Below are 25,430 nucleotides of genomic sequence, written 5' to 3'. Positions count from 1 at the left end.
TAAACCTTCCACCCAACCCCCAGTCAAAAGAAAAACGAAAACCAATGTCCCTGAAGCGAATGTTTAAAACCTTTACTGTTGGAGCCCTGTTTACATTGGGGGCTGCATTTACCAACAACAAGAGTAGTCTTCCAGAAATAAAAATGCCCTATAAAAAAGCAGGCCTTACCAAAGAGCAGGCTGCGGCTCATTTATTGAACAGGTTTAGTTATGGCATTCAACCCGGACAAATTGAACAGGTGGTAAACATGGGGTTGGAGCAATGGTTGCAACAACAATTGGATGCTAACTTGCCCGATCAGGAACTGGATAAACGATTGGCAAATTTCGAGGCTTTAAAAATGGATAATGAAGCCATTGTAAATACCTATCTCACCCCCGCCCAGATTTTACGTTATGGCATCCGCAATAAAATTATCAAGGCCGATTCAATCGGTGATACCAATAAACAGGAATACCGGGCTTTAATAGCTAAAGTAGTTCGTGAACAAGGTATAAGACCAGTGCAGGAACTACACAGACAACTAATTAACCAGAAAGTGTTAAGGGCTGTTTACAGCAATAATCAATTGAAAGAAATATTAACTGATTTCTGGTTCAACCATTTTAATGTTTCGCTTACAAAAGGACAAAGCCAGCAATACGTGCTTACTTATGAGCGTGATGCCATTAGGCCCTATGTGTTGGGTAGTTTCAAAGACATGTTAATGGCCACCGCCAAACATCCGGCTATGCTGGAATACCTGGATAATGCATTGAGTGTGAGTAATGATAATGAACGTACACGCAAACAACAGAACAATGCGATGCTTAAGGCTGCAAGAGAACGTGTTGAAGCCAGATTGATGGATACATCCATGGCAGGAAATGCGTTGGTGCAGCAAGCAATTGCCGCAAGAAAAACAAAAGGGCTTAATGAGAATTATGCACGTGAAGTAATGGAATTGCATACGCTGGGGGTAGATGGCGGATATGCACAAAAAGATGTAACTGAAGTGGCAAGAGCACTAACCGGATGGAGCGTACGACCCATGTATAAAGAAGGTCCGGCAAAAAAATTGGTAGAAAACCTGAATGAGAAACAAATGGAAAGACGAGGATTAATTGTTGATGGTGATTTTCTCTTCAGGGAAGATAAACACGATGAAAATCCAAAAACAGTATTAGGAAAGCAATTCAGTGGAAAAGACGGTTATCAGGAGGGGGTAGAAGTGTTGAACATGCTTGCGAAACATGCTTCTACTGCACAGTTTATTGCAACAAAATTGGCCAGACGTTTTGTGTCGGATGAGCCATCCCCGGCACTTATTAAAACATTGGCCCAAACTTATCGTGATACAGAAGGGAATATTAAGGCCATGATGATTGCCATGGTAAATCATCCTGATTTCTGGTCGAAAGATGCATTGCGTGAAAAAGTAAAATCTCCATTTGAATTTGCCATCAGTGCAGTAAGAGCAACAAAGGCGCAGGTATTACAACCTTATCAATTGTATACGTGGTGCACAAAGATGGGGCAACGTTTTTATTATTATCAAGCTCCAACCGGATTTCCTGATCGCGCAAATTTTTGGATCAATAGCGGTGCATTATTAAACAGGATGAATTTCGGACTCGCATTGGCAACACAGAAAATCCCAGGAGTTCGTCTGAACCTGCTTGCACTAAATGAAAACCATGAACCGGAAAGTGCAGACCAGGCATTGCGTATTTATAGTAAACTTTTATTGCCTGAAAGAAACCTCGAAGAAAATATTAAAAGGTTAACGGCAATGGTTAGAGATGCTAATGTAGAACAGAAAATAAATGCCGCTGCTGCAAAGGTGAAAACAGAAATGGTAGAAGATGAAAATGAAGAGCAACCAAACAGAAAGCAGGATCCGAAAGGGAAAGATATTTATGCCATGAATAATACTGCGGCAACTGTTGCTCAAGTAGTAGGAATTATAATTGGTTCTCCTGAATTTCAGCGGAAGTAAAAGCAGGCGATAAAATTTATTCAAATCAACAATATTTCAATCACTGTAATACGACGGAGTTTTTACACGTGTTTATAAAACATCAACTATGACCAACAGACGAGCATTTATGAAATCAGGTGCTATGGCACTTTTTGCTGCAGGTTTTGGTGGCGTGCCCAATTTTATTGTACGTGCAGCCGATACCAGAAAAATACTACACCCATACAAAAGGAACAAAGTATTGGTTTGTATTTTCCAAAGAGGTGCTATGGATGGGTTAATGGCGGTTAGTCCATTTGCAGACGAAAACCTGAAATCGCTCAGGCCCACATTATATATGAGTCCGTCACAAACACAAGGTGGCTTGATGGATCTCGACGGGAAATTCGGTTTACACCCTGCACTAAACAGTTTGTCGTCTTATTTTAAAGAAGGAAGAATGGCAGTTGTTCATGGTGTTGGCAGTCCGAATAATACCAGAAGTCATTTTGATGCACAGGATTTTATGGAAAGTGGCACACCTTTTAACAAAGGAACAAACAGCGGTTGGTTAAACAGGGCCGTTGGATTAACGGGTCATGAAGCTACTCCATTTAGTGCAGTTAGTTTAACCAGTGCTTTACCGAGAAGTTTGTATGGTGATCATGAAGCGCTTGCTATCAGTAACCTGCAGGATTTTGCGATTCAAATGCAAGGAAACCCAATGGCTGGAAATGCGGCTGCAAAATCATTTGAATCTTTATACGATCAAACCAGTAACCAGTTATTGAATAAAACCGGCAAGGAAAGTTTTGAAGCGATGAAGATTTTGAAGTCGAGTGATATCAAAAATTATCAGCCGGCCAATGGTGCAGTTTATCCTAATTCTCCTTTGGGTAATTCACTTAAGCAGATTGCAACCTTAATTAAAATGGATGTAGGTGTGGAAGTAGCATTTGCAGAAAGTGGTGGATGGGATACCCACTTTAATCAAGGCACCCTTAATGGCGCATTTGCCAGAAATCTCCGCGATTTCAGCGATAGTATCGCAGCATTCTGGACTGATATGGGACAATACCAGGATGATGTAACCGTGATGACTATGACAGAATTCGGACGCACAGCACACCAGAATGGAACAGGTGGAACCGATCATGGAAGGGCCAGTTGTTTATTCGTATTAGGTAATGATGTAAAAGGAGGGAAAGTGTACCACAATATCAAATCACTTGCAAAAGCAGATTTGGAAGATGGTAGAGACCTGCCGGTATCAACAGATTTCAGGGCAGTATTCAGTGCGGTTGCGAAAGGGCATCTTCAACTGAAGCAAACAAAAGGGATGTTTCCGGGTTGGGATGGACAGGATATTGGATTGATGAAAGTATAATGGATGTTATAGAGGGAGTTGTGACGTTAGCTATCTTTTAAAACTATACACCGGGGTTCCCTCTTTATCTATATAAACAAGATCATTTCCTTTTTCCATTAAGGCCAGGCCTTTATTAAAAAAACCTGACCTTTGAAATGAGGGAGCAATAATCCATGTTCCTGTTTTGTCTATAAAACCCCATGCTCCATAGTCTTTTTCAACAGCGGCTAATCCTTCAGAGAAAGAGCTGGCATTGGTGAATTGAGGTTGAATTACCCAATTACCTGATGTATTTACAAATCCCCATTTGTTACTGGTATCTCTAGCTGGTGCTAAACTATCAGCAAATGCATACATCCTGGTAAACGCCGTTTTAATACTTGTCTTCTTTTTAATATCAAGTATTTCCCAGGTATCTGTCATGTTTTTTTGTGTACAGGTGATACCAGCGTATGCGTCGGTAATATTATAGTATTCCGGTTGTACGATAAATTTTCCTGTGCTATCTATTAACCCCCATAAGTTGCTTTTAACTGAGGCTTGCGCAAGTCCTCCTTTAAACTCGTAGCATAGCGCAAATTGAGGTTGTATAATAAAGGTTCCTTTTTTATTGATATAACCCCATTTACCATTTAATTGTACCCTGGCCTTCCCTTCGGAAAAATGCCCGGCGGCATTGAATTGTGGGGTTATAAGCCATTTGCCTTTTTCGTTAATGAAACCATATTTTGATAGCAATAGATAATTCCCGACGGCGGCAACGGCAGAGCCTTCATAAAATTGACTGGCAAAAGTAAACTGAGGCGTGATGGCTGTATTTCCTGTTTTTTTATTGAGGAAACCAAATTTGCCATTTTCCATAAACCAGATCAGGTTTTGGGATTGGCTGCACAAAGCAATGCAGGTGAATAAGTAAACGCACAGTACTTTTTTCATCTCTTAAAGATACTATAAGAAAGCATTAGCCATATATAAAGATGACCACAGAGTAGCTTGCTTATTTATCAGATAATTAACCAGTGGCAATAAAAACTAAAGTTTTCCTTTTTTTATTTCGTCGACTACACCAGGGTCCAATAAAGTACTAGTATCACCCAAATTTTCTGTTTCACCTTCTGCTATTTTGCGCAGTATTCTGCGCATTATTTTTCCACTTCTGGTTTTAGGTAATCCGCTTACAAACTGAATTTTATCGGGTTTTGCGATAGCACCGATGATTCTTGTTACGGTTTGCAGGATATCTTTTCTTACCAAATCACCGGTGCCATGGGTGTCTTGTGCATGTGAGCCCTGATAAATAATGTATGCGTAAATGCCCTGTCCTTTGATATCATGCGGATAACCCACTACGGCACTTTCTACAACACCGGCGTGCATATTAATCGCATTTTCAACTTCTGCGGTACCGATGCGATGACCGCTAACATTTAATACATCATCTACGCGACCGGTAATACGAAAGAAACCTTCTTTATCTTTTAAAGCACCATCGCCTGTGAAATACATGTTTTCATAGGTGGCAAAATAATTGGTCCTGCATCTTTCATGATCTCCATAAGTGGTTCTGAGAATAGAAGGCCAGGGAGATTTAATACAAAGATTACCACTGATGGTTTCATCACCTTGTTGAACTATCTCCTTACCATTTTCATCTACCAGTACCATTTCAAGTCCGGGCATCGGTAAGGTTGCCCATCCTGGTTTTGCAGGCGTAACACCTGCCAGGTTAGAAATAAGGCAGCCTCCGGTTTCTGTTTGCCACCAGGTATCAACGATCGGACATTTTCTTTTACCCACATGTTCATCATACCAATGCCAGGCTTCTTCGTTGATTGGTTCACCCACTGTGCCCAATACTTTGAGAGAAGAGAGGTCTTTACCCTGTAAGGGGCCTAGACCAAAGCCCATCAGGCTTCTTATCGCAGTTGGGGCTGTATATAGAATATTTACACAATATTTATCAACGATATCCCAAAAGCGACCTGCATCTGGCCATGTAGGCACTCCTTCAAATAAAACGGAAGTTGCACCTGCACTAAGTGGGCCATAAACAATGTAGCTATGTCCTGTAATCCAACCTATATCTGCGGTACAAAAATGCACCTGACCGGGCTGGTATTGAAATACGTTTATAAAAGTGTAATTGGTATAAACCATATATCCGGCCACACTGTGTACCACACCTTTGGGTTTGCCTGTTGAGCCGGAGGTATATAAAATGAATAGAGGGTCTTCTGCATCCATTTCTTCTGCTTCAATGAAAGTAATGCCTTTTTCTTCCACCTGTTTCATTTCATCTTCCCACCAAACATCTCTGCCTTTGATCATAGAAACAGGGGTACGTGTTCTGGTAGCAACGATAACGCGTTTTACGGTTTTGTTTCCAATGAGTGCGTCGTCTATTACCGATTTGAGTGGTATATCTTTCGCGCCTCTGTATGCTCCGTCGCAGGTAACAATATAGGTTGCTTGTGCATCTTCCAGTCTGTCGGCAATACTTTGTGCAGAAAATCCACCGAATACTACAGAATGTATGGCGCCGATTCTTGCGCAAGCTAAAACGGCAATAGCCAGTTCAGGAATCATGCCCATATAAATACAAACACGATCTCCTTTTTGTACGCCATTATTTTTCAATACATGTGCAAACTGGCAAACTTTTTCATGTAGTTTTTTATAAGTGAGTATCCGATGATTTTCATCTGCCGCATTTGGTTCCCAAATAATGGCGGGGTGGTTGCCCTTTGTTTCCAAATGACGGTCGAGGCAGTTTTCAGTAATATTCAACTTGCCGCCTTTAAACCATTCCACTTTTGGTTCTTTAAAGTTCCAATCAAGGGTTTTCTCCCATTTCTTCTTCCATGTAAAATGTTCGGCAATTTCGCTCCAAAAAGAAGCTGGATCGCTGATACTTTTCTGGTAGGCTGCTTTATATTCTTCAAAGGTTTTGATCTGATACGGATACGACATGCTCATCGAAATTTTGGGCTATAAATATAAGACATACATCGCAGTGACTGCGTCTGATTATGCGAATGATTGTTCGTTTTTAATATATAGAACAAATCATACTACAGCTTTGCAGAAAACTATGGTAGTTTTTCGTAAAATCACTTCTTTGCTGTAAGTTGTACATCCATATGAAAAAAGAACAAGGCATCTGGAAAGTAATTACTGCTTCTTCTCTGGGTACATTGATAGAGTGGTATGATTTTTACATTTTTGGTAGTCTGGCAACAGTTATTGCAGGACAATTCTTTCCAAAAACAAATCCAACAGCGGCACTATTGTCTACACTTGCCACATTCGCGGCAGGCTTTATAGTTCGTCCATTTGGGGCATTAGTTTTTGGTCGACTTGGTGATATCGTAGGAAGAAAATATACTTTTCTCTTAACCCTTGTTTTAATGGGCGGATCAACATTTGCTATCGGGCTTGTGCCATCTTATGAAAGTATTGGTTTTGCCGCGCCAATTATTGTATTGCTTCTGCGATTGTTACAGGGCCTAGCATTGGGAGGCGAATATGGAGGAGCAGCAACCTATGTGGCAGAACACGCCCCTGCAGAGCGAAGAGGGTATTTTACTTCATGGATACAAACTACTGCTACGCTAGGATTGTTTGTTTCATTGGGCGTTATCCTGTTAACGAGGCATAGTCTTGATGCGGATCGTCAGTTATCCATTGCAAAATTTAATGACTGGGGCTGGCGTATTCCTTTTCTTTTATCTATTGTTCTGGTGATCGTGTCAATTTATATCCGGCTTAAAATGCAGGAATCGCCCTTATTTTCCAAACTGAAATCAGAAGGAAAAACATCTGTGAATCCATTGAAGGAAAGCTTTGGTCATAAAACCAACTTGAAAATGGTATTGCTGGCCTTGTTTGGTGCAACAATGGGGCAAGGGGTAGTATGGTATACAGGTCAGTTTTATGCGCAGTCATTCCTGGAGAATATTTGTAAGATAGATTTTGAACAATCAAGAACCATATTAATCTGGGCAATCGTTTTTGGCACACCATTTTTTGTTGTTTTCGGTCACCTGAGTGATAAGATTGGACGAAAATGGATCATGATGATTGGTATGTTACTTGCCGTGGTTACTTATCGGCCCTTATTTAATGAATTGGCGGCATTGAGTAACGCAACGCAAAAAGTGGAACAAACCGAACTTTTGAAAACCCAGTTACAGGTAAGTTCAATTGCTGGATCGAGTGATTCATTAAGGATAGTGAAACAGGATAGATTTTTTACAGATGGGTCCGTTTTTCATACTACCACTACCGATACAGTTTATGCGGATGGTTTACGAACTACTTTAAAGCCTGCGGTAACTATTGTTAAAGAAGTAGGTAATGGTGTTTACTGGAAAATGATTGGTATTATCTTCCTGATGATCATTTATGTTACGATGGTTTATGGTCCAATAGCTGCATTCCTGGTTGAATTGTTTCCAACCCGCATAAGGTATACCTCTATGTCTCTTCCATATCATATTGGTAATGGTGTATTTGGTGGACTTACTCCTTTTATCGCCACTTTATTAACTACTATTTATACTGGTAACCAGTTGGCAGGCCTGATGTATCCTATATTGGTTGCAGGTATTTGTTTTGTTATTGGTGTTCTTTATTTAAGTAATAAAAAAACGATTCACTAGTTATATGAAACAGATAAAAAGAATTGCAGGAATAATATGGATACTACTCGGACCGGTGGCCGTTTTTTTTATGATAAAAACGGCAGCAAATGAAATTGCTGCAAAGCCATCCACTGATACCTGGATTCAGTGGGGTGTTTTTGTGGTAGTATTTCTTCCAATTGCATTTGGCCTTAGCTTATTTGGTTATTATGCACTGAAAGGAGAATACGATACTGAATTATAGGTGTTAGGTGTTAGGCGTTAGGTATTAGGGGTTAGTGTTTTGTCCTAATACCTAACGCCTAACACCTAATACCTATACTACCATCAATTTCTCATTTTATTATCATTTCCCCTTTAGTTACAATGCTTTCAATTAATACCTTTACGGCATGTCAATTGTTATTTCAGGATTAACCAAGTTGTATGGCGCTCAGAAGGCAGTAAATGAGATTTCATTTAAGGCAGAAAAGGGTGCAGTATTGGGTTTTCTTGGCCCAAATGGAGCCGGGAAAAGCACCACAATGAAAATAATTACGGGTTATCTGGAAGCTGATGGGGGTAGTGTAGAAGTATGTGGCATTGATGTAAAAAAGTATCCTCTTGATGCCAAAAGAAAAATTGGCTACCTCCCTGAATCTAATCCATTGTACTACGATATGTATGTAAAGGAATACCTCTCTTTTATTGCAGGAGTACATAGATTACCACAAATAAGTAAAGCTGTTGCAAATGCGATTGAACTTACCGGATTAGGTATTGAAGCGCATAAAAAAACAGGTCAGTTGTCCAAAGGATACAAGCAAAGGGTTGGATTGGCTGCTGCATTGATTCATGACCCGGAAGTATTGATTTTGGATGAGCCGACAAGCGGGTTAGACCCCAATCAGATTGTTGAAATACGAAATGTAATAAAACTACAGGGTGCTGGCAAAACCGTATTATTTTCATCCCATATACTACAGGAAGTGGAAGCAATATGCGATCAGGTAGTGGTAATAAATAAAGGGAATATTGTAGCAAACGACAATCTCTCCAATCTGCAGCAAAAAAACAGTAAAGAGATTGCATTAAAAGTAGCATTTAGTGAGCCAATAGCAATAGAAATAATACAGGGAATACCTATGATTACTAAGTTTGATGCGATTGGAACTAAAAGTTATAGAATCTACACTTCAAATCCGGATCAGGTTAGGAAAAACCTGTTGAATATAGCGGTAACCTACCAATTACAAATTGTTTCGCTGGAAACAGAGAAAAATAGTCTTGAACAAATTTTCCGGTCATTAACTACCGTAAATTAGGAATCCTCTCTTTTATTTAAAGCGAATCCATACACATAACTGTGTATTTTTCATGCCCTATCATTGACCAATGGTCTTTTTTTTTATTTTCAACCAGCCAAATGGCAAGTCCTTTATTTATACTTCTATGAAAAAGCTACTCTGTTTATTCCTCCTAATGGGATATTTGTCTGCACATGCCCAGAAATACGATAAAATTGCTGAAGCACGGGAAGGACTTAGAATGGTTACCAAGAATAGTAAAGTTGGCTTCATCAATGAAAAAGATGAACTCGTTATTCCACTGATGTATGATGCTGCAAATGGTTTTTATGAAGGGTTATCTGCTGCAAAAAAGGGTGGTAAAGTAGGTTATATCAACAAACAAAACAGAACCGTCATTCCTTTTGAATATGATGGGGGATATAATTTCAGCAAAGGGTATGCAGTTGTTGGAGCGAATAAAAAATCATGGATGATAGACAAATCAGGCAATCAGGCAACCCTTCGTAAATATGATCTCCTCAAGTTTGGTGATTTTGGTTATGGCATGATGGTGCTCGATAAAAAATGGGGTTATGTAAATGCAGTTGGGCAGGAAATAATTCCACCAGAATATGATTATATCCAAAATTATAGTGAAGGATATATAGGCGCAAAGAAGGGAAATAAGTATGGCTACATAGATACCTTAGATCAGGTAAAGCTTCCATTTGAATTTGATGCAGTGAGTCTTTTTAAGAATGGTATTGCTGTAGTTGAAAAAAATGGGAAAGCTGGTGTAATTGATAAATCTGGCAAAACGGTTATTGGTTTTAATTATCAATCACTGGATGATGACCCCTATACCGGTTGGTATATTGCAGAAAAGAAAGATAAGTTCGGAATGATAGACCAGCGTGGGAGAGAAGTAATACCCTTTGAATTTGACGATATCGATTATTTTTCTGATGTAAATGAAGGATATGCAAACGTGGAGTATAAAGATAAAATTGGGATGATTGATATGAAGGGGAGATTGGTTATTCCTACACGTTATGATAAAATATTTGAATGCGAGAACGGGTATTGTGGTGTGGAATTAAACAAGAAATATGGAATGGTATCGTTGCAAAATGGCAAAGAAATTATTCCTCCGAAATATGATGGTATAGGCAATTTCAAGGAAGGTATTGCGAGGTATAAAGAAAACTTTCCCGGGATTTATGTCGGCACTTCTAAGTTTGGATATTTAAGTGTAACAGGTAAGGAACTCACATCTGCAAAATATGAAATGGCAGAAGATTTCTCCAATGGTATGGCTGCTGTAAAACTTAATAATAAGTGGGGTTATATTAACACAGAGGGAACGGAAGTAATATTTCCCCGTTACGAATCGGCAACAGATTTTGAAAATGAAAAAGCAACAGTAAAAGAGGACGGAAAATATTTTTATATTGATAAAAGAGGCCGATTATCTGCTATTCCGGAACAGGAAAGAAAAAAACTCGAATCGGATCATTTCGAGGAAGATATGAATGCGCTGATCGAAATGTTGTCAGCGGCTGAAGCAAATGCGCCTAAATCTTACACACTCACCAGTTCAAAAACACCGCAAAAATCGCAGCTTGTATTAACCAGTAAAAAATTTCCGGAAGAACTAATTGATAAATACTGGAAGCAGGATTATTATATTCAGGATATTTCTGTGGTAGGGGATAAAGATGATTTAACCTATCATCTTATCATGGGAAAAACAGACAATACTGATCAAAAATGGGCCACCAGAAATACGGATGAGTTGATTATTACGAATGTGCGCGAAAAGTATAAAGAGTCAAATAAAAATTATATTACCTACCTGAATTTCCTCAATAATCAATGGGTGGTTGTATATACCCAGACTGTACCTTATACCGCACAATCTGTTTCTGCATCTGGTAAAACGGAATTCCCTGAATCATGGGTTAACGATAAATGGAAAGAAGGATATGCCATAACTAACGTGGGCTATGGTAATGGCCGCTGGTTGGTTGTTGTGTCGAAAGGATCTTCTTATACTTCTCAAAAAATTTCCATACTCGATAAGCTTGATGAGGATAGGCTAGAAAAAGAAAGGGATCTAGGATATGTGCTTAGTGATTTAGTATTTGATGGGAAAAAATACTATTGCATATTTAGTAAGGTGAATAATATTTCAACCTATAGCCAGGAAAAGGAATCCATACTTAGTACTTCATCTCATACTGAATTCTTACAAAATCATAACAAGGAAGGCAGGACTATTATTCGAAACCTGGTTGTTCCTCCAAATAACTAGGCTGATTCTACTAATTTGTACATACGAACGCTTGTTAATACTGGGCAAATAGTCATTTACCGCTAAAACTAATTGCGTAAATTGCACCGGGCTATTGCCCCTTGACAAGCTTAATCATATTCAAATTAGAAAACAACCATGAGTTACATTATTGAAGTTCATGCCCGGCAGATACTCGACAGCCGTGGTAACCCAACTGTTGAAGTAGATGTATTAACAGATGATGGCGCATTAGGTCGCGCTGCAGTTCCCAGTGGTGCCAGTACCGGTATTCATGAAGCCGTTGAACTGCGTGATAACGATAAAAAGAAATATGTAGGTAAAGGGGTATTAAAAGCAGTAAAAAATGTCAATGATATTATTGCAGATGCAATTGTAGGATATGATGTAGCTGCTCAGGCAGCGATCGATGAAGCGATGATTGCTCTCGATGGTACCCCTAATAAAGGTAAACTAGGCGCTAATGCTTTATTGGCAGTTAGTATGGCTGTTGCTAAAGCTGCAGCAGAAGAAGCTGGTCTTCCCCTCTATCGATATATTGGCGGAACAAATGCAAAAACGCTTCCAATTCCTATGATGAATATCCTGAACGGAGGAGCGCATGCAGATAATAAAATCGATTTCCAGGAGTTCATGATTATGCCTGTGGGAGCAACCAGTTTTAGCGAAGGCTTACGCTGGGGTGTTGAAATTTTCCATACCCTGAAAAGTGTATTGAAGAAAAAGGGCTACAGCACCAATGTAGGTGATGAAGGTGGTTTTGCGCCAAATATCCAGAGTAATGAAGAGGCTATTGAAACAGTACTTGAATCTATTCAAGCAGCAGGTTATAAAACAGGTTCACAGATTGTAATTGCTATGGATGCTGCCAACAGTGAGTTGTGGGATGCCAAAAAGAAAAAATATGTTTTCCATAAAAGCAATGGTAAAGTATTAAGCAGCGATGAGCTCGTTAAATATTGGGAGAAATGGGTAAAACAATACCCCATTGTTTCAATTGAAGATGGTATGGCGGAAGATGACTGGAATGGCTGGAAAGCATTAACCCAGGCTATTGGCAGCAAATGTCAGTTGGTAGGAGATGATTTATTTGTAACGAATGTTAACCGTTTACAAACTGGTATCGATAAAGGAATTGCAAATGGATTGCTGGTTAAAGTAAACCAAATCGGTACTTTAACTGAAACTATTAATGCAGTTACACTTGCACAGCATAATGGCTATAATACGATTATGAGTCACCGCAGTGGTGAAACCGAAGACACCACAATTGCAGACCTTGCAGTTGCGTTGAACTGTGGTCAGATAAAAACAGGTTCAGCTTCCCGTACCGATCGTATCGCAAAATACAACCAGTTGATTCGTATAGAAGAAATGCTGGGAGAAACGGCGATATACCCTAAAGGGAAAGTGAAGTTTGGGAAGAAATAGTTTGTTTTAAGCTACAAGCTACAAGCTTCAAGCCACAAGCAGTATTTTGCTTGCAGCTAGAAGCTTGTAGCTTGTAGCTTTTTTTTCATAGTTTTACCCAATGAAGAAAGTAGCATCCATCATCACCAATAAATACCTGCTGGCTGGCGGGTTTTTTGTGGTATGGATGTTGTTTTTTGATCAGCGTGATTTTTTTCAGCAAAGAGAAAGAAAAGCAGAACTCAAAAAACTGGAAGCGAAAAAAGCTTACTACCTCGAAGAAATCAATAAAACAAAGCAGGAACTACACGATATCCAAAGCAATCCTGCTGCCCTCGAAAAATTTGCCCGCGAACGTTACCTCATGAAAAAAGAGGGGGAAGATATTTTTATTATCGAAGATTCTACTATTGAAAAGCAATAATCTATCAGGCATTACCAACCCTTTTTTTAGATTTTAAGTAGCATTATAAGCCTAAAGTGTTGCTATTTTTCCATTTTTTTAGTGGAATTTAATTAATTGATTTTCAGTAAGATATAATTCGGGGTGAGTAAATTTTTATTTCGAATGACTAATTTACTGTTTCCTAAGAAAGTCTTTACAATAATAGCGATGCACCCCCCGTTTTAATATATACCGTATCCTCTCAGATAATATCATGTTTATGAAAAAACTTAAGGAAGAGGATTTGATATTGTACCTGTACAAAGAGTGTTCGCCTGCAATTCAACAAGCAGTAGAGGAAGCGCTGGAAGAGGGAGATATTGAATTAACAGAAAAGCTTGCTGTCCTGAAAAGAAGTATACGCCAGTTGGATCAACTTAAACTAAAGTCTCCTTCACGGCTATCAATAAAGGCAATTATGCAACATGCAAGGAATGCACATCCTAAAGGATAAATGGTTGGGACTTGGTGCATGGCTTATGTGATTATAGACCATGGACCATGGTCCATAGTCCATAGACAAACCATCCTTGAACTATATGCTATAAGCGCCAGCCAGTAATACTGGGTTTGATTTGCATTATAAGTTATCTCTCGGGTATTCTGTCGATCTTGACTATTTTTGGTTTGTAACCGTATGACGAAAAAAGAAAGATACTCGGCTGTAATTAATTATTTCAGTACCAATATTCCTGAGGCGGAAACGGAATTGATTTACGATAATCCGTTTCAATTATTGGTGGCCGTTATTTTATCTGCACAGTGTACAGATAAGCGGGTTAACTTAACAACCCCAGCCATATTTGCGAAATACCCCACTCCGGTTGAATTGGCGAAAGCAAGCTTTGAGGAACTATTTCCATTTATCAAAAGTATTTCATACCCCAACAATAAAACCAAACACTTGATTGGTATGGCAAATATGCTGATCGATCAATTCAATGGTGAGGTTCCTATGACTGTTGAGCAATTGGTTAAACTACCTGGTGTAGGGAGAAAAACAGCGAATGTAATTACCAGTGTTATAGACCAGCAGCCAAATATGGCCGTTGATACACATGTGTTCAGGGTAAGTAAAAGATTGGGGTTGGTATCAGCAAAAGCCAGTACACCTTTGGCAGTTGAAAAAGAGTTGATTAAAGAAATTCCAGTGAACCTGGTCCACAAAGCACATCACTGGCTGATACTACATGGGAGATATACCTGTCTTGCTCGCAACCCTAAATGCGAAACCTGTGGACTCACAGAACTGTGCAGGTACTTTGCGAAAGAAAGAAAAGGGGAAGTTTGATTTTTTGATCTTTGATTTTTTGATTTGGGTGAAAGTTTCAAATCAAAAAATCAAAGATCAAATATTCAAAGATCAAAAATCAAACCCGATGGCAAAATAATACACCGGTGCTCCTTTGAAGATTCCTTTCATTGGCCAGCCGGCATCGAATTTCATAAAGTATCCTAATAATGTACTTCTTGCGCCAAAACCATATCCTCCGGCAAATGGTCCAAGTCCGCCAGCATCAATGCGCACAACAACTGGTGAACTAGGATCGGAAATAACATCTCCCGGACGTTTGATACCATTGTATTTTCCGTTCCAGGCGGTTCCCAGGTCAACAAATTGTACGAGTTGGAAATTACGTATAAAGGCATTGTTGATTGGCTTATTAATCAGTGTTGCAAAAAGCGGGAACCGGAATTCACTATTGATTACAAATGCATTGTTACCATTAGCAATGTTCTGTCTGTATCCGCGCATATTTACCGCCAATGATTGGAATGCATATGACTGGTCAGGTGCAGGTGTATTCTGGTTATTGAATTTAGGTCCAATCCATCCGTCAACCCCACCGAGGTAATAAATCAGTTTCTGTCCACCCCATGAGAAATCCGCTGCTGCTCGTCCGGCCCAGATAAAATTGCGATAAATTTTATGGTAATAACGAGCGTCAAAGCCAAGGTTGAATGTACCCTTGCCATTGTTGAGCGAGGTTTTTAATGTTGGCATATTTACATCAAAATATACTTTGTAACGAAGGCCGTTCCAGATATTCTGAGTAGGATTAATGGTATTATCGTGCACGTATTCAATCCTTGAAACAATAAACTTGCTAACGGTATCGGGGTATGCCAGCGCGTTCGGATCCGGAATACCGCTACCATTATCAAACGAACGAAGTATGCCTCTGTCTGTTCTTAATCCGACAGTTGCTCTCAGGCTTTTCACTTCATTGAAGGCATAAGTAATATTGCCCTGATAAAGATTGGTGATCAGCATACTATTATAAGGAATATTATAAAAGTTGCTGACATTGCTTCTGTAATAAGTAAGTCCCCAATCGAATCTCTTCCGAAGATTCTGGTAGGAGAAGAACACATCTTTATCACTCAGGTTAGTACCGAAACGGAAGCCACCAACAAATTTCTGGTCCTCAAATAAATCACTAACACCTACCCTGAATGTGAAATTAAAATCGTTGCCATTGTTTAGTTGAATTGGTCCTGATCCGCCTCCATAAGGCTGGTATCTATTAACCAATACGTTATTGGTAAAACCACTTAAAATATAATCACTGCTAAACTTTAATCTGTAATCGAAAAGTCGGGAGCGTTCAAGTGTAGTGGTTTTGGGTAATGGAACATCTTCAAAAACACGTTTTGATGTATCTGTTTTTTCATCTGCGAATTCATTTTGGAAGAAATCTTTAGCAGCTTTAATGGTGGTGTCTTTTGTAGCAACGCCATTATTGTAAACCAACGCTTTTCCTTGTGATGCTTTCTTTTCATCCATCACTTTTTTCATGAACTCTGTCGGTCTGCTGTTTACATTTCTTTTATTCAGCGCCTGCTCATCTACCCTTAGTTTATAAAGGAATTTAAAATCACCTTCTTTTCTTACTTCACTAACCTGGCCATTATCACCAGCTATCCTTGTTTCGAGCAGTGAGCTCTGGTAGTTGGTTATGGGGAAGGTATAAGTGGAATCTTTATACACCTGGAAATAACTTACGCTATCAGGTTCATCACGTTGCCATGCACGCAAGGTTGAATCGAATTCTTTAGGTGATGGATTTCTGAGAAGTTCATCGCCGATATAATAAAGGGTATCAAGGCCATTACGTTGTGTTGCAAAGAACCCTGCCCAACGATTTCCAACACCATTTTCATCAGCAACAAAAGTGAAGTGATTGGTATTGTATTGCATTGGGTAAGAGGCGTTACCAAATTTCAGGTTGGTAAGTTGGGTGATTTGTTTTTGTTTACTGGTATTAAGGATGTCTACCATGAAAACATTGTATTGATACCTGCTGGGAATAACTGTATCAGTTGTTGGAGCATTTGGAGAAGGTCGGTTTGAACTGAATATAATACCAGACCTGTTCGGGAACGATACAAATGTTGGGTTCAGGTCGTCATAAATATCATCGGTAATCTGCTCCAGTTTATTTTGTTCAATCTTATAGGTGAAGATATCTGTATGCCCATTTTTAACTGCACTGAAAATAAGTGAATTGGCATCAAGCATAAAACTTGCATCCAGTAACTGATCTATGCCTTCTATTTCCTGTTTGTATCTTTTTAATCGGGAGATGAGATCATAAACAAACATTTTTATTTTTCCGTCTTCCCAATAAGCCACCAGCAGCCTGGTACCTTTACCATCCCATGCAAGTATAGGATAGCTTGGGTTCACATCTGTCTGATTGGTGCGTACACCACTTTTCAGGAGAATCTTTCCATCATAGAAATTCTCCATCAGTTTCACGCAATAAATGCCTTTATTAAATTCCACCACTGCATAGGTGGTGCTTCTTGGATTAGGGTTTGCCTGAAAGCGGAAGAAATCTTTCTTGCGCACTTCCTCAGATACATTCAATTGTCCTCTTGGAGCGTTCCTGCGTTGACGAATATCTCTTGAGTAACGATCTTGCTGAAACTGCATGAACTCTTCCAGCACTTCCTTAAACTTCTTTTTACATACACGCATACAGGCCTGGTTCAGGTTTTTGTAAATACGTGCGAGGTATAGGAGGTAGGTAATATTTTCTTTGCGGTATTTTTCACCGATATAATACCAGAAAGCATGACCTGCCAATGTTGGTTTCTCAAATGCAAATTGGTAGAAAGAGCGATAGGTTCCACCGAGTATGGCACTTTTCAGGTCATCATCTTTAGTAGTACTCCAGGGCTCTGCGGCGTAGGAAACATAGCCGTCTACCAGCCATTTAGGAAGATCGAGTAAAGCCTGGTTACTGGCAAATTCTCCGATATCATCACCAAATAAGAGGTTATCGGTTAATACTTTTGCGATGCCTTCCCTGATCTGGCGTTTAAGGTTGGCGTGATTACCATCAAAATACACTACGATCTTATTATTCACCAGTTTGGTAACGCCACCCGAATTCTGCCAGTCGATGCCGAGTCCGATATTACTGCTTTTGTAGTCGTTGTAATTATTGTAAACAACAATATTGGCGCGTCTTTGTAAAGAATATTCGATGAAATTTTCCAGCGATTTCAGTTCTTCTTCAGCCACCTGAGCAGCAAATTTCCCCAATTCTACCCCACCTTGTGATGTATAGGTATTGAAGTTGGGTGATTGGTAAAATTTCCAAACAAGTTTTTTGTGCTGAACCCTGTTTTTACCAAATTCTACTGTATTAACCTGGGCCATAGAAAGGGCTGGAAATAAAAAACTGGCCAAAATCAACCCTTTCTTGATGCGATTCAATTGCATATCCGAACTTTAGTGTTTTAAAATTAGTCAATTACCCGTAAAACCTTCACAAAAACCTATGCTTCAGGTAAAGGCCTTTACATTCAGCCCTGTTCAGGAAAACACTTATGTGTTATATAATGAACAAGGCAAAGCTATTATAATTGATCCCGGTTGTTACTATTCCGCTGAACAGGAAAAGTTAAAAAACTTTATAAAAGATACGGGTCTTGAACCCGTTCAGTTGCTCAATACCCATTGCCACCTCGACCATGTTTTCGGTAATAAGTGGGTTCATGAGGAATTTGGACTAGAACTGTATATCCACCAGCTTGAATTACCGGTATTGGAAAGAGCTCCTTTTTCGGGGGAAAAATGGGGGCTTCCTTTTGAAAATTACAGTGGCCCCATTCATTTCCTTGCTTCTGGAGATACCGTGCAACTGGGAAATGATGCCCTGGAGGTAATATTAGCACCCGGACATTCACCCGGCAGCATCTGCTTTTATTGTGCCAAACAAGGTTTTTTGATTGGGGGCGATGTTTTGTTTCACGAAAGCATTGGTAGAACCGATTTACCCGGTGGTGACCATGCCACATTGTTACAAAGCATTCGGGAAAAATTATTCGTATTACCTGCCGATGTAATTGTGTATTCTGGTCATGGAATACCTACTACTATTGGTTATGAGCAGGTGAATAATCCCTTTTTGTAGTATTATTCTATTCCATGGCTTTGTTGTAAGCCATAATGAATATTGCTCCGAGGTTTTTATGGGGAGGAATATAGTCTTCAAATTTCTCCTTATAACCACCTGTTACGCGCGATTGCAGTTTTTGCCATATTTCATCCCATACCAGATCCTTGTTCATCCGGATTTGTTCGGTAATAGCATCAATCAAGGCCTGGTTCAATACCCCGGCGGCAACCTGTTTGGATGAAATGATATGTGCACCCGGACAAATATCCAATACTAGGTTAAGCTTCTGGTAGCCGCCACAACTGCCTAATAATACCACTTTGGCTGATGGTACCAGTTGATCGATGGTTTGCTGGAGATAATAACTATGTCCCCGGTGTATAACCATGGTTGGTGCAAGTCCATTTGTTCTCAGATAGGTATTCAGGCTATCCTGTGCCATTGCATCCAGGTCTTTGGTTTCATCGAGGGGTAAGTTGGCATAAATGGTAACTGGTGTCCCCCTTACTGAGTTTATTTCAACCCAATATGGCTTACGAACGATACGCCAATTGCTGTTGGAAAAACGGGCAAGAAAGGCGCCAAAATAACTCTCTGCATCTTTATCTCCATAAGCATATTGCTGAATAATTATGCGACCTTCTTCATTCTCCAATTCCTTCAGCGGCATATTATATACGGTATTGATGCCGAGAGATGCGGATAAATTGGTTTTACCTGAAGAATCTGCGGAAACAAAAATGGTTTTCAACAGATTGTAAATTACTTCAGCTCTTTTGTCGTGCTCTGCCTGACTCTTCTGCAGGTTTTGTTTAACCTGGGTAAGTATGAGGCTTCGAATATTTTTATTGTAAATGCTGGCATAAGAATCTGCTACATCAACTGCATCTTCAAGGGAACCTGTTTTTTCCAATCCGTTTACAAAATTACGCATCAGTTTTTCTGCGGATAGTTTACTCATACGTTTGAGTAAATCATCGAGTGTATTATAAGCTGCAGACATTTTGATAAACTTCCTATAGAAATCATATCCCAGTGAATGTAATAATGAATCTGCATCGCCTTGTTTTAAGCGGGCGAAAATGCGCGGATAAACACCTGAAACAAAACTGGATGTATAAATTTCTTCTTCACCCAATACTGCAAGGTAATAGAGTTCCTGCGGGTTTAATGAATCAATTTTTTTAAAGCGAATAGCCGGATTGCTTTCATCATGAAGTGCATTGATCTCATTAATGTATAATTCAATAGCTTTGCTTCTAAGCTTTGCTACCAGTGTTTTTGCTGCCATAGCTGTATCGCCACGCTGCATTCTTTCTGCATAACCAACCCTGGTTTTTACCAGTAATTTATAATAATCATCAGAATCTTCATTGGCCAAAACCGGGGCAATTTTTTCCCTGCTTATTTTACCTTTGTACAGGTCGTCTAGAAATGGGAAATACATACGACCTGTTTTCGATTGAGCAAGATTTGCGATCAATTTTACCAGGGGATGATTTACTGATTGTATGCGTCTGCCCAAGGCATTTGAAGCTGCCGCATAATTATATAATTCTTCCTGGTTACGGAATGCGGTAACAATGATCAAACTATCTGCGTATCTGTTTTCCGGAAAACGGGTGAGAATTTTCAGGATATTCTCTGGTTCACGCTGGCATGTTTTTAAAACTAAAACATCCTTTGCTTCTTCAATACCCGGATTGTTTTTCAAACAGAAATTCTGGATCAGGATATTCCCAATTTCCAGTTCATTGTTTTTAATAACAGGGAGGATGGATTGTCCGGCCAGCTCTAATTGAATGCACTCATAAAATGCCTTTATCAAACCCGGGTACATCACATTTTTGATGAGTTTGGATTGCCAGGCAGATTGGAAACTGGTTAGTAGTTCATTGATACCTCTGAGCCAGAGATATTTCTGGTTATCGCTGAGTTGGGTGCTCGATTCTACGATGGCCCGCATATTGTTTACATAGATTCGGATGGTTTTGTCTATGGACTGGTTCAGCTTCGCATCATTGGTAACCGGAAACACCTGGTCGGCAACACTGTTTAATCGGGCTATATTACGCAATGAGGTTTGAATATACTCATGGTGCAATTCGCGCATAGCGGGAACGGGGGGTATTGTCATTTCCTGCTGGGCCATACCAAAATGCCCAATCGCAGATACCAATAATAACAGGTAAAATTTCTTCATGCTCATATCCGGGTGCAAAAATACTGCCAAATGAATGAAAAGCCGGAAAAGGGCTTTTATACCTGATTAGACCCCTTTTTTGGTGTAAATTCAGTTAACAATAACATAATAGTGCCAAAAACCCGATATGCCAATGATTAAAATTAATTTTGTGTAAACATAAGGTTAACAATGGAAGGTAAGGCGAAACAGATTCTGATAGCAGACGATGAGCAGGATATTCTAGAAATCATCACTTATAACCTTACCAAAGAAGGCTATGAAGTGTATACGGCGAAAGATGGAAATGAAGCCATCGAAAGAGCCAAACAAATTCATCCCGACCTCATCATCCTGGATATAATGATGCCTAAAAAAACGGGCGTAGAAGTTTGTCAGATACTTCGTACACAACCCCTTTTCCAGGATACACTGATCATTTTTCTAACAGCACTCAGCGATGAAGCCTCACAAATCAAAGGACTTGAAACAGGTGCCGATGATTATGTAAGTAAACCTATCAGTCCTAAGGTATTGGTTAGCCGAGTAAATGCTCTTTTCAGGAGATTGAATGGAAAAGAGGCAGGCAAGACTATTAAAATCGGCAATATCCAAATTGATCCTGTTAAGTTTATTGTGAATGTGGATGATGTGGAAGTAATACTGGCTAAAAAAGAATTTGAATTATTATACCTGCTTGCATCCAGACCAGGCAGGGTTTTCCTTCGCAATGAAATACTATCTCAGATCTGGGGGAATGATGTTATTGTAGGCGACCGCACCATTGATGTCCATATCCGCAAAGTGCGTCAGAAGCTTGGAATCGACTGTATTACTACTGTAAAAGGGGTAGGGTATAAGTTTGAGTTATAAGGCCATAGCCATCGCTGTCCTGTAAAAAACAGCTTCTAGCCACTAGCTGCTGGCTATTAGCTTTTTTTGGAATTAATTTAAACATCCACAAGTGTGGATATGGTAATCAAATATTTATTTTAAGTGGGGTTTTTACAAAACAAATTCGCAAGACTTGTCATTTATTCAAATAATAGCAGAAAGCCTAAAACAAGCACCAATCAAAGCTAGCAGCTAGAGGCTAGAAACTCGCAGCCTATTTTTCTCGGGTAGCACTGGATAGTAGCTCATCGATAACAACAAATTTAAGTAGAGTAATTTCTTAACTCCTAAATCACTATGTTGATCCCCAGAAAACGTCATTCGGACTTCCGGACTTTCCGACTTTCGGTCTATCTGTCTCGCTAACTTCTTACTTCTGCTTACCTTAGTACAAATGTTTAAAACAAAAAATTTCTCACCCCAGCAATTGTCGGCCTTAACGGCATTGTTTCTTTCTTTGCCTATTTCATTAGGTATATGGGTTATCAGACCCGATTGGATAATTACCCTTGTTTCATTTGTGGTTGTATTCCTGGGTAGTTATTTACTAGTAAGAATGATGCTGGAATCTTTTATTTACAGGAAGATTAAACTCATATATAAATTCATTTACCAAACCAAAGCAAGTAAGCGGGAAGAAACCTATTATAAATATATTCTCCCTCAAAAAGGTATTGATGAAGTAAGAGAAGATGTGGAAAAATGGGCAGAACAGCGTAGTGCTGAGATTGAAATGCTCAAAAACAATGAAGCTTACCGAAAAGAATTCTTACAAAACCTGGCTCACGAATTCAAGACCCCCATTTTTGCCATACAGGGTTATGTGGATACATTATTAGGGGGTGCTATGGAATCGCCTGAAATAAGCAAACGTTTTCTGGAAAACACGGCCCGCAATGTAGACAGAATGGTAAACCTTGTAAAAGACCTTGATGAAATATCCAGACTAGAAAGCGGAGAACAACCTTTATACAAGGAGAATTTTATAATACAGGACCTGATCAGGGAAGTATATGAAACCTTGTCTATTAAAACCGCTGCCAGAAATATCAAATGCAGCATTAAAAAAGGCTGTGAATATCCAGTGGCTGTTTTTGCTGATCAGGAAAAAATAAGACAGGTAATCAATAACCTGTTGGAGAATGCTGTAAAATATGGCAAACAGGATGGTTCAATTGTTGCAAGTATTTATAAGACCGATGAAGAACATGTACTGATCGAATTCAGTGATGATGGTATTGGTATCGCAGAAGAACATCTCCCCCGCATCTTCGAAAGATTTTACCGCACCGACCGTGGTCGAAGCAGGGATAAGGGTGGAACAGGGCTAGGTCTGGCTATCTGTAAACACATCATTGAGGCACATGGACAAACCATGCATGTTCGCAGTAAGGTTGATGTGGGAACTACTATTGGGTTTACGCTGGAAAGGAAACGGGAGTAGTGAGGTGTGAATTGTCAATGGTGAATGGTGAATAGGACCATTATATGATAAGCCCACTCACTATTGACAATTGACCATTCACGAAAAAACCCCCGATAGACATCAGGGGTTCACACATGAGAAAATCTACTTTCGTTGCTCAAATACGATAAACTGAAATGCAAATCTGGCATTCTAATGTAAACTGCAGATGACGCAAATGAGAAGAAACTGTTATGAAATAATCATTTTCATTGATTTTTAATACAAAAAAATCAGGAAATCTCAATGTTACCTAATTATTAATTCTCGGTTTTACTTTAGATATCGGATTGATGGAACTATTTTTGCGTAAATTTTAAACTATGGGTATCAACACTTTTGGTCGTTTGTTCATGCCAAAAAACAAGGTTTTCTACGAGTTGTTTGAAGATGTTGCGGAAAAGGTTTACGAAATGGGACTAAAGCTCAAGGAAATGGTTAGTGAGCCCGACAATAATAAAAGAGCAGCAGTATTGGCCCAGATTGAGGACCTCGAACATAAAAACGACGATAATACCCACCGCATTTTTACAGAACTGGGCAGAAATTTCATCACTCCTTTCGATCGCGAAGACATTCACTACCTCGCAACTGCCCTGGATGATATAGCAGATTATATTTTCGCTTCTTCTAAGAAGATCAATTTTTACAGCGTTAATCCAAACGATACAGGTATCCAGAAAATGGCTGACCTTATTTTGCAAGGAACTGTAGAAATCAGAAAGGCGGTAAATGGTTTACGCGATATGAAGAACCTGCGCGAAATGACGGAAGCCATGGTAAAAGTAAACAGCATTGAAAATCAGGCAGACGATGTATTCGACATGAGTATTGAAATGTTGTTTCAGCAGGAAAACGACTTTAAAGAAGTGATCAAGAAAAGAGAAATTTATCAGGTAATGGAAATTGCTACCGATAAATGTGAAGATGCGGCTAATGTGATTGAATCTATCATTATCAAGTATGCGTAGCAAGGTCGACTGAAAACCAGTTATTCAATGTTGAGTTTTCAGTATCTGCCATCAAAAACCAAAACGTATGTTCACTCTTCTGGTTATTATTATTGTTTTAGCATTCATCTTCGATTATATTAATGGCTTTCATGATGCGGCTAACTCAATTGCCACCATCGTTTCCACGAAAGTACTTACACCATTTCAGGCTGTGCTGTGGGCTGCACTGTTTAATTTCGCAGCTTTCTTTATTTCTAAATACCTGATTGGAGAATTCAAAATTGGTAATACCATTGCCAAATCAGTGAATGAACATTTTATTACACTGGAAGTAATTTTTGCCGGACTTCTGGCAGCCATTACCTGGAACCTGGTTACCTGGTGGTTTGGTATTCCTTCCAGTTCATCGCATACGCTATTAGGAGGTTTTATGGGAGCTGCCCTGGCACATGCCGGAGGCTTTAGCGATGGTGGTATAGATGTAGTAAACTATGCAAAAGTAATTCCAACGTTCCTGTTCATCTTCCTGGCTCCTTTGCTGGGTATGTTTATCGCATTCTTTATTACAATATTGATTGTACACCTGTGTAAACGATCTAATCCATATAAAGCAGAAAGCTGGTTCAAAAAGCTACAGTTAATTTCTTCTGCTGCGTTTAGTCTTGGTCATGGTGGTAATGACGCCCAAAAAGTAATGGGTATCATTGGAGCCGCAATCATTTACTACGAGAATTCTTTAGGTGTTGATATGAGTTTTAATCAGTTTGTTTCAGAATATAGCTGGGTACCTTTCTGTAGCTTTCTGGCTATTGGTCTGGGTACACTTAGCGGTGGCTGGAAGATTGTTAAAACAATGGGAACACGTATCACTAAAGTTACACCGCTTGAAGGGGTAAGTGCTGAAACCGCTGGTGCCATTACTTTATTTCTTACCGAAAAAATGGGTATTCCGGTTAGTACCACACACACCATTACTGGTTCTATCATTGGTGTTGGAGCTACTAAACGACTGAGTGCTGTTCGTTGGGGTGTAACAGTGAATCTTCTTTGGGCATGGATTCTTACTATCCCGGTTTCTGCGGTAATGGCAGCCTTGTTTTACTATCTAGTGAAATTATTTATCTGATTTTTAG

General features: G+C 39.4%; 19 protein-coding genes. 15 read left to right on the top strand and 4 right to left on the bottom strand.

Annotation, left to right across the window (positions count from 1 at the left end):
- Window positions 1-44: 44 nt before the first annotated feature.
- Together ACH30E_RS16440 and ACH30E_RS16435 are read left to right on the top strand one after the other, a co-directional pair.
- Complete coding sequence (locus ACH30E_RS16440) at window positions 45-1,979, top strand: DUF1800 domain-containing protein (protein WP_294995249.1); 1,935 nt, start codon at window positions 45-47, stop codon at window positions 1,977-1,979.
- Window positions 1,980-2,067: 88 nt separating this feature from the next.
- Window positions 2,068-3,327, top strand: a complete 1,260-nt coding sequence (locus ACH30E_RS16435) for a DUF1501 domain-containing protein (protein WP_490825679.1) — start codon at window positions 2,068-2,070, stop codon at window positions 3,325-3,327.
- 30 nt (window positions 3,328-3,357) lie between these two features.
- Here ACH30E_RS16435 and ACH30E_RS16430 read toward each other — a convergent pair whose 3' ends face one another.
- Window positions 3,358-4,170: a WG repeat-containing protein gene (locus tag ACH30E_RS16430; protein ID WP_490825680.1), complete on the bottom strand. Its 813-nt coding sequence runs from the start codon at window positions 4,168-4,170 to the stop codon at window positions 3,358-3,360.
- Between the two features lie 171 nt (window positions 4,171-4,341).
- Window positions 4,342-6,279 carry an acetate--CoA ligase gene (gene acs / locus ACH30E_RS16425; protein ID WP_490825681.1) on the bottom strand — a complete coding sequence of 646 codons (1,938 nt, stop codon included), beginning with the start codon at window positions 6,277-6,279 and terminating at the stop codon, window positions 4,342-4,344.
- Window positions 6,280-6,449: 170 nt separating this feature from the next.
- Between acs and ACH30E_RS16420 the strand changes: the two genes are divergently transcribed.
- The 8 genes from ACH30E_RS16420 to nth all read left to right on the top strand — a co-directional run bounded on the left by ACH30E_RS16420 (window position 6,450) and on the right by nth (window position 14,680).
- The gene (locus ACH30E_RS16420) at window positions 6,450-7,970 is read left to right on the top strand and encodes an MFS transporter (RefSeq protein ID WP_294995237.1); all 1,521 of its coding nucleotides are present in this window, start codon (window positions 6,450-6,452) and stop codon (window positions 7,968-7,970) included.
- Between the two features lie 4 nt (window positions 7,971-7,974).
- Window positions 7,975-8,196, top strand: coding sequence for a DUF6814 family protein (locus ACH30E_RS16415; protein WP_294995234.1), 222 nt, complete (start codon window positions 7,975-7,977; stop codon window positions 8,194-8,196).
- 148 nt (window positions 8,197-8,344) lie between these two features.
- Complete coding sequence (gene gldA / locus ACH30E_RS16410; RefSeq protein ID WP_490825682.1) at window positions 8,345-9,256, top strand: gliding motility-associated ABC transporter ATP-binding subunit GldA; 912 nt, start codon at window positions 8,345-8,347, stop codon at window positions 9,254-9,256.
- Window positions 9,257-9,383: 127 nt separating this feature from the next.
- Complete coding sequence (locus tag ACH30E_RS16405) at window positions 9,384-11,534, top strand: WG repeat-containing protein (RefSeq protein ID WP_490825683.1); 2,151 nt, start codon at window positions 9,384-9,386, stop codon at window positions 11,532-11,534.
- Between the two features lie 138 nt (window positions 11,535-11,672).
- Window positions 11,673-12,965 carry a phosphopyruvate hydratase gene (gene eno / locus ACH30E_RS16400; RefSeq protein WP_294995225.1) on the top strand — a complete coding sequence of 431 codons (1,293 nt, stop codon included), beginning with the start codon at window positions 11,673-11,675 and terminating at the stop codon, window positions 12,963-12,965.
- Between the two features lie 100 nt (window positions 12,966-13,065).
- The gene (locus ACH30E_RS16395; protein WP_294995224.1) at window positions 13,066-13,368 is read left to right on the top strand and encodes an FtsB family cell division protein; all 303 of its coding nucleotides are present in this window, start codon (window positions 13,066-13,068) and stop codon (window positions 13,366-13,368) included.
- Window positions 13,369-13,609: 241 nt separating this feature from the next.
- Window positions 13,610-13,843, top strand: coding sequence for a hypothetical protein (locus ACH30E_RS16390; RefSeq protein WP_294995222.1), 234 nt, complete (start codon window positions 13,610-13,612; stop codon window positions 13,841-13,843).
- Window positions 13,844-14,026: 183 nt separating this feature from the next.
- Complete coding sequence (gene nth / locus ACH30E_RS16385; protein WP_294995219.1) at window positions 14,027-14,680, top strand: endonuclease III; 654 nt, start codon at window positions 14,027-14,029, stop codon at window positions 14,678-14,680.
- Window positions 14,681-14,752: 72 nt separating this feature from the next.
- On the opposite strand, the gene ACH30E_RS16380 is transcribed toward nth, so the two are convergent.
- Window positions 14,753-18,124 (bottom strand): hypothetical protein, encoded by a 3,372-nt coding sequence (locus ACH30E_RS16380; protein WP_490825684.1) that lies wholly within the window; start codon window positions 18,122-18,124, stop codon window positions 14,753-14,755.
- 58 nt (window positions 18,125-18,182) lie between these two features.
- Here ACH30E_RS16380 and ACH30E_RS16375 point away from each other — a divergent pair, with 58 nt between their 5' ends.
- Window positions 18,183-18,818 carry an MBL fold metallo-hydrolase gene (locus tag ACH30E_RS16375; RefSeq protein WP_490825685.1) on the top strand — a complete coding sequence of 212 codons (636 nt, stop codon included), beginning with the start codon at window positions 18,183-18,185 and terminating at the stop codon, window positions 18,816-18,818.
- A gap of 7 nt (window positions 18,819-18,825) precedes the next feature.
- Here the strand turns inward: ACH30E_RS16375 and ACH30E_RS16370 are convergent, their stop codons facing one another.
- Complete coding sequence (locus ACH30E_RS16370) at window positions 18,826-21,012, bottom strand: hypothetical protein (RefSeq protein WP_490825686.1); 2,187 nt, start codon at window positions 21,010-21,012, stop codon at window positions 18,826-18,828.
- 165 nt (window positions 21,013-21,177) lie between these two features.
- Here ACH30E_RS16370 and ACH30E_RS16365 point away from each other — a divergent pair, with 165 nt between their 5' ends.
- The 4 genes from ACH30E_RS16365 to ACH30E_RS16350 all read left to right on the top strand — a co-directional run bounded on the left by ACH30E_RS16365 (window position 21,178) and on the right by ACH30E_RS16350 (window position 25,423).
- Entirely contained in the window at window positions 21,178-21,858 is a 681-nt protein-coding gene (locus ACH30E_RS16365; RefSeq protein ID WP_490825687.1) for a response regulator, read from the top strand.
- Between the two features lie 415 nt (window positions 21,859-22,273).
- Window positions 22,274-23,323, top strand: coding sequence for a sensor histidine kinase (locus ACH30E_RS16360; protein WP_294995205.1), 1,050 nt, complete (start codon window positions 22,274-22,276; stop codon window positions 23,321-23,323).
- Between the two features lie 344 nt (window positions 23,324-23,667).
- A complete protein-coding gene (locus ACH30E_RS16355; RefSeq protein WP_294995202.1) occupies window positions 23,668-24,315 on the top strand; it encodes a DUF47 domain-containing protein in 648 nt (215 codons plus the stop codon).
- A gap of 67 nt (window positions 24,316-24,382) precedes the next feature.
- Window positions 24,383-25,423, top strand: a complete 1,041-nt coding sequence (locus ACH30E_RS16350) for an inorganic phosphate transporter (protein WP_294995199.1) — start codon at window positions 24,383-24,385, stop codon at window positions 25,421-25,423.
- The last annotated feature ends 7 nt before the right edge of the window (window positions 25,424-25,430 follow it).

Source organism: Sediminibacterium sp. FW305-C-61 (genome assembly GCF_058231065.1).
Note: the sequence above shows the minus strand (reverse complement) of the source record. Positions and strands in the feature narration are given on the sequence as shown.

Bases quoted from the DNA above. Each gene is read 5' to 3' on its own strand.
- ACH30E_RS16350 (WP_294995199.1), top strand. From the start codon at position 24,383: ATGTTCACTCTTCTGGTTATTATTATTGTTTTAGCATTCATCTTCGAT.
- ACH30E_RS16370 (WP_490825686.1), bottom strand. From the start codon at position 21,012: ATGAGCATGAAGAAATTTTACCTGTTATTATTGGTATCTGCGATTGGG.
- ACH30E_RS16440 (WP_294995249.1), top strand. From the start codon at position 45: ATGTCCCTGAAGCGAATGTTTAAAACCTTTACTGTTGGAGCCCTGTTT.
- ACH30E_RS16375 (WP_490825685.1), top strand. From the start codon at position 18,183: ATGCTTCAGGTAAAGGCCTTTACATTCAGCCCTGTTCAGGAAAACACT.
- nth (WP_294995219.1), top strand. From the start codon at position 14,027: ATGACGAAAAAAGAAAGATACTCGGCTGTAATTAATTATTTCAGTACC.
- ACH30E_RS16360 (WP_294995205.1), top strand. From the start codon at position 22,274: ATGTTTAAAACAAAAAATTTCTCACCCCAGCAATTGTCGGCCTTAACG.
- eno (WP_294995225.1), top strand. From the start codon at position 11,673: ATGAGTTACATTATTGAAGTTCATGCCCGGCAGATACTCGACAGCCGT.
- acs (WP_490825681.1), bottom strand. From the start codon at position 6,279: ATGTCGTATCCGTATCAGATCAAAACCTTTGAAGAATATAAAGCAGCC.
- gldA (WP_490825682.1), top strand. From the start codon at position 8,345: ATGTCAATTGTTATTTCAGGATTAACCAAGTTGTATGGCGCTCAGAAG.
- ACH30E_RS16395 (WP_294995224.1), top strand. From the start codon at position 13,066: ATGAAGAAAGTAGCATCCATCATCACCAATAAATACCTGCTGGCTGGC.
- ACH30E_RS16420 (WP_294995237.1), top strand. From the start codon at position 6,450: ATGAAAAAAGAACAAGGCATCTGGAAAGTAATTACTGCTTCTTCTCTG.
- ACH30E_RS16435 (WP_490825679.1), top strand. From the start codon at position 2,068: ATGACCAACAGACGAGCATTTATGAAATCAGGTGCTATGGCACTTTTT.
- ACH30E_RS16365 (WP_490825687.1), top strand. From the start codon at position 21,178: ATGGAAGGTAAGGCGAAACAGATTCTGATAGCAGACGATGAGCAGGAT.
- ACH30E_RS16390 (WP_294995222.1), top strand. From the start codon at position 13,610: ATGAAAAAACTTAAGGAAGAGGATTTGATATTGTACCTGTACAAAGAG.
- ACH30E_RS16355 (WP_294995202.1), top strand. From the start codon at position 23,668: ATGGGTATCAACACTTTTGGTCGTTTGTTCATGCCAAAAAACAAGGTT.
- ACH30E_RS16415 (WP_294995234.1), top strand. From the start codon at position 7,975: ATGAAACAGATAAAAAGAATTGCAGGAATAATATGGATACTACTCGGA.
- ACH30E_RS16405 (WP_490825683.1), top strand. From the start codon at position 9,384: ATGAAAAAGCTACTCTGTTTATTCCTCCTAATGGGATATTTGTCTGCA.
- ACH30E_RS16380 (WP_490825684.1), bottom strand. From the start codon at position 18,124: ATGCAATTGAATCGCATCAAGAAAGGGTTGATTTTGGCCAGTTTTTTA.
- ACH30E_RS16430 (WP_490825680.1), bottom strand. From the start codon at position 4,170: ATGGAAAATGGCAAATTTGGTTTCCTCAATAAAAAAACAGGAAATACA.